4 protein-coding genes are annotated in these 5,206 nt (G+C 63.3%); all 4 read left to right on the plus strand.

The window, feature by feature from the left end; genetic code table 11:
• Window positions 1-1,891: hypothetical protein (locus tag V8J83_RS19005; protein WP_339988110.1), on the plus strand; the 1,891-nt coding region annotated here is incomplete at its 5' end.
• Between the two features lie 255 nt (window positions 1,892-2,146).
• Window positions 2,147-3,421, plus strand: coding sequence for a nucleotide sugar dehydrogenase (locus tag V8J83_RS19010; RefSeq protein ID WP_339988111.1), 1,275 nt, complete (start codon window positions 2,147-2,149; stop codon window positions 3,419-3,421).
• Complete coding sequence (locus V8J83_RS19015) at window positions 3,418-4,674, plus strand: glycosyltransferase family 4 protein (protein ID WP_339988112.1); 1,257 nt, start codon at window positions 3,418-3,420, stop codon at window positions 4,672-4,674. Before V8J83_RS19010 ends, V8J83_RS19015 begins: the two co-directional genes overlap by 4 nt.
• A gap of 295 nt (window positions 4,675-4,969) precedes the next feature.
• The coding region (locus V8J83_RS19020) for an AMP-binding protein (RefSeq protein ID WP_339988113.1) at window positions 4,970-5,206 on the plus strand (237 nt) is incomplete at its 3' end.

Consider the following 5,206-nt stretch of genomic DNA (forward strand, 5'->3'; position numbering starts at 1 on the left):
CATCGGCGTCGAAGGCGCCAACGGCGTGCTGGTGGAAGGCAACACCTTGCTGTGGAACCAGGACGCGGTCACGATCAAGGCCGACGGCGACACCTCCTTTGCGCCGCGCATCCGCCTGGAAGGCGTGCGCAACGGTGAGGTGAACAACAACATCACGCCCAACATCGTCAGCGACCGTGACGACAGCCTGAACGACAACATCATCATCTCCTACGACCCGCGCGATCCCAACTATGTTGGCGATCACTTCGTGAACGCGGCCAATGGCGGTGATATCGGCCCCAACGGCTGGCAATTGCGCTCCGGCAGCGAGTTTGTCGGCACCGGCGCATCGGCGTCGCAGCCCGGCGGTGCGTCCACGGGCGGCCAGGGCGGTCAGGCACCGCAGCAGCCCGCGCCCGAGCCGCAGCCTGAGCCCGTCGAGGCCCAGGACGAGCCGCAGCAGCCTGAGCCTGCCGCGCCTTCCGCGCCTTCCGCTCCGGTGACCGGCACGCAGGCCTCGACCCTTTTCGCCGCCAATTTTGAAAACGGCGTTGAGGATCTGTCGGACTTTGACAGCGACCTGCGCAGCGGCTCCGACAGAAATGTCGTCGATACGCCCGACGGCAGCGGCTACCGGATCGGCAGCGGCCGGATGGTGCGCCTCGATGTCGACAACGATCAGATCCACAACCTCGACAGCTTCGGCCTGGAGATGGAAATCACCTTGCTGGGTTCGGACGATGTCGGTCGCTTCCTGCACTTCCCGCGGACCTTCGAGGCCTCGGTCGGTCGTGACGGCACCGTCACGTTCGAGCTGCGCACCGATGAAGGCGTCTTCCAGATCAACAGCGGCGATGTGGTCCTCAACGATGGTGACACGCACCTGTTCGCGGTCGGCTATGATGATGCGGCCGGCACGCTGTCGATGTCGATCGACGGCACGGTCGTGGGCACCACGGAGGCCAGCGGAAGCACCGGCGACGCCTCATTCCACGGCCTGACGGTCGGCTCGATATGGGGCAATTCGGTGAATGCGGTCGTCGATGACATCTTCCTTGGCACCGATCCGATGGAAGCCGGCGTGGATCTGTCGCTGGATGTGGGCGAGACCTTCGATCCGGCCCCCACCCCGCCGGTGGGCGGCCTTGTCGGCGGCGGTTCGGGCAATCCGGGCCCGGTTGATCCGTCGAATGGTGGGGATGACATGCCCGATGGGGCGGATTTCTTCACCACGCTTCTCGATATTGATTTCGAGGCCGGCCTGCGGGACGCGTCCGATTTCGACAGCGATTTCCGCGATGGCGATGCCCGTGACATCACCGCAACCGGGCGCGGCGACAGCGCCTATGAGATCGGCGGTCGTGGGAACGACTTCTTCCGGCTGGAGCGCGGCAACGAACAGCTCCACGAGCTCGACAACTTCGGCCTGAGCCTTGATATCCAGCTGCTCGACGCATCGGATACGGGCCGGTTCATCCACTTCCCGCGCGCCTTCGAGGCGGTGATCGAAGACGATCGTTCGGTGTCGTTCCGTCTGGATACCGATGAGGGCAGTTTCCGCGTCAACAGCGGTGACACCACTTTCGACGATCTGCGCGAACACACGTTCTCCATCGGTTATGATGGCGATGCCGGGCAGCTGACGATGGCGATTGACGGCGATGTCGTGGACAGTGTCGCAGCCAGCGGTGAGACGGCGCCCATGGCGTTCCACGGCATGGCCGTTGGCACGATCTGGGGCGATGGTGTGACAGCCCTGGTCGACAACGTCTGGCTCGGCGAGGCCGCGCCCGGTTCGGACGTCAGCCCGGATGCAGGCCTTCTGCATGCGCTCATCAGCAGCGCGGTCGAGGCCGATCCCGATGAGGATCGCAACAACGACGACGATGACGACGCGTTGGCCGCCTGATCTTTCAGCACCTTATCACGATCCTTCGGGCCCCCTTGCGGGGCCCGATTGCATTTTTGGGTGGAGGGGGCACCCATGCGGATCCGGTCCGGTAGACCTGTTCCTACGTTATGGACTTATATTCGCTCGGAATAACGGGGAGACCAATGGAGGTTTTCCCGCCCCCCCAACCGGACCCATGCGACGCTGGCACGGTTGAAATGAGCCGACCCCTGTGCCACTCCCCGCTGGGGGTCGCTGATCAGAGGCAGAAACGTGAAAGTCATTATTTTTGGTTTGGGCTATGTCGGGTTTACCGCGGCCTGTTGTATTGCCCGTCAGGGGCATGAAGTCATTGGCGTTGACGTGAGCGCGCGCAAGGTCGCCGAGATCAACGAAGGCACCGCGCCGATCGTCGAGCCCGAGGTCTCCGAGATGCTGACCGAGGGTCTGGCGCAGGGTCGGATCTCGGCCCGCACCGAGATCGGTGATGCGCTTGACGGGGCCGATATCGCGATTGTCTGCGTCGGCACACCCTCGGCCGCCGATGGCGCCCACAACATGGGCTATGTCGCCGATGTCAGCCGTCAGATCGCCCGCGCCCTGGTGGGCGTTTCGCGCGCGAAACCGCTGACGGTGGCCTATCGCTCGACCTTCCGTCCGGGCACCTGCGAAGGGCTGGTGCAGCCGATCTTCGACAGCATCCTGGGCGACGACGCGCCGATCACCATCGCCTACAACCCCGAGTTCCTGCGCGAAGGGTCCGCCGTGGCCGATTACTTCGCGCCGCCAAAGATCGTCATCGGCACGAAAGACGGCAAGCCCGACGCGGCGATGGACGCGCTCCATGAGGGGATCGAGGCGCCGGTGTTCCACGTGGGCTACCGCGAGGCCGAGATCACCAAGTTCGTCGACAACACCTGGCACGCGGTCAAGGTGGCGTTTGCCAACGAGATCGGGCGCACCTGCCTGCAACTGGGCGTCTCGGCGCAACAGGTCCATGAGATCTTCGTCTCTGACACCAAGCTCAACATCTCGCCCTATTACACGCGGCCCGGTGGCGCGTTCGGCGGATCGTGCCTGCCCAAGGATGTGCGCGCGCTCAGCCATATCGCGGCCGACACCGGCACCAACCTGCCGCTGGTCGACAGCCTGATCCGCTCGAACGAGGCGCATAAGCACCGGCTGTTCGAATATGCCGTCGAAGGGCTGGCGCCGGGCGCACGGGTTCTGATCGCGGGTCTGGCCTTCAAGGCGGGCACCGATGATCTGCGCGAAAGCCCGAACGTGGACCTGGCGCGCAAGTTGCTGGCCGCGGGCTATGCGTTGGAGATCTACGACCCCGCGATCCGCGCCGACATGCTGGTGGGCGCGAACCTGGGCTATGCCTATAGCCAGTTGCCCGATCTGGAGCGTCTGCTGGTCGACAAGGCCCACGCCGATGCCACCGCCGGCAAGGGGGATTATGCCCGTGTCATCGTGACCAATGCCACGGTGAAGGATCTGGACCTCGGCGGGGCCGAGACGCGCGATCTGGGGAGCCTGAAGTGAACGAACTGGCCGTGGACGCAGGCGTCTCGTCGACGCCCCGGATGGATGCCGTGCGCGCCGAGCAACCGCTGGCCGGGCGCAAGATCCTGATCATCGTGGAAAACCTGCCGCTGCCGTTTGACCGGCGCGTCTGGCACGAATGCCGCACGCTGACGGCGGCGGGCGCGGAGGTCTCCGTGATCTGCCCGACCGGCAAGGGCTATGAGGCGCGCTATGAGCTGCTGGATGGGGTGCATATCCACCGCCACCCCCTGCCGCTCGATGCCAAGGGGGCCTCGGGCTATCTGGTGGAATATGGCGCGGCGCTCTGGCACGAGATGCGGCTGGCGCTCAAAGTGGCTCGAACCCGCGGTATAGACACGATTCAAGGGTGCAATCCGCCCGATCTGATCTTCCTTGTGGCCTGGCCCTTCAAGCTGTTCGGCAAGCGCTACATTTTCGACCATCACGACATCAACCCCGAGCTTTACGAGGCCAAGTTCAACAAGCGCGGCTTCTTCTGGAAACTGATGGTCCTGTTCGAGCGGCTGAATTTCCGCACGGCGGATGTGGTGATCTCGACCAACGAAAGCTACCGCGAGATTGCCATGACGCGCGGGGGCAAGGCCTCCGAGGATGTGTTTGTCGTGCGCTCCGGGCCCGATCTGACGCGGCTCAACCGGATGGAGCCCGACCCGAAATGGCGCAATGGGCGCGAACATCTGGTGGGCTATGTCGGCGTGATGGGCGATCAGGAAGGGCTCGATTTGCTGCTGGAAGCGGCGCGGGAGCTGGTCTTCGAGCGCGGCTATGACACGCAATTCGCCCTTGTGGGCGGGGGGCCGGCGCTGGACGATCTCAAGGCGATGGCCGCGGATCTGGGTCTACAGGACCACGTCACCTTCACCGGCCGCGCACCCGATGAGGCGCTGTTTTCCGTGCTCAGCTCGTCGGATGTCTGCGTGAACCCCGACCGGGTGAACCCGATGAACGACAAATCGACGATGAACAAGATCCTCGAATATATGGCTTTTGAAAAACCCATCGTGCAGTTCGACGTGACCGAAGGGCGCTATTCGGCCCTTGAGGCGTCGCTTTATGCCGCCGAAAACGACACGTCGGACATGGCGGGCAAGATTGCGGGCCTGCTTGATGATCCTGCGCGGCGTGCCGAAATGGGGGCCTATGGGCGGAACAGGGTCGAAACCGAGCTCAGCTGGGATCATCAGGTTGATACGCTGATTGCGGCCTACACCAGGGTTAAGCAGCGCTAGGCACACCCCGGCCCGAACCGCCATTCTTTGGCCGTTTTCAATGCCTACATTGCATCCGCGTCCGGCTTTGTCCGGCACGTGTGTTTTCAGTTTTGAGAGTATGTGGGAGTATGGAAATGTTGGACGCTATCGCCCGAATCGTATTTGTTAATGGAACTGAATACTGAGATATTCTCGATCTGCGCCTCGACGTGACACCGACGACGCCGATAAATGCTGCCGGAAGACACCAAGCACCACATAATCCCCGGCGCACGAAACGCTCTACACGATCAACACCAAGAAGATGTTTGCCATGTTTATGAGTAAAGATTTCAAAGACAACATCCCCGGTCGTTTTGCTGAAGTTGCGCGGAGCTTTGCCGATGGGGTGGCGGTTTCGAGTGGCGGTGAGGCTCTGAGTTACGGCGATTTGGACGCGCGCAGTGATGCGCTTGCGCGGGGTCTTGTGGCGGCGGGTGTTGTGCCTGGGGCGCGGGTTGCGGTTGCGGCGCGGCGGGGGCCTGAGACGATTGTTGCGTTCCTGGCGATC

This window comes from Gymnodinialimonas ulvae (assembly GCF_037543845.1).
Classification (GTDB): domain Bacteria; phylum Pseudomonadota; class Alphaproteobacteria; order Rhodobacterales; family Rhodobacteraceae; genus Gymnodinialimonas; species Gymnodinialimonas ulvae.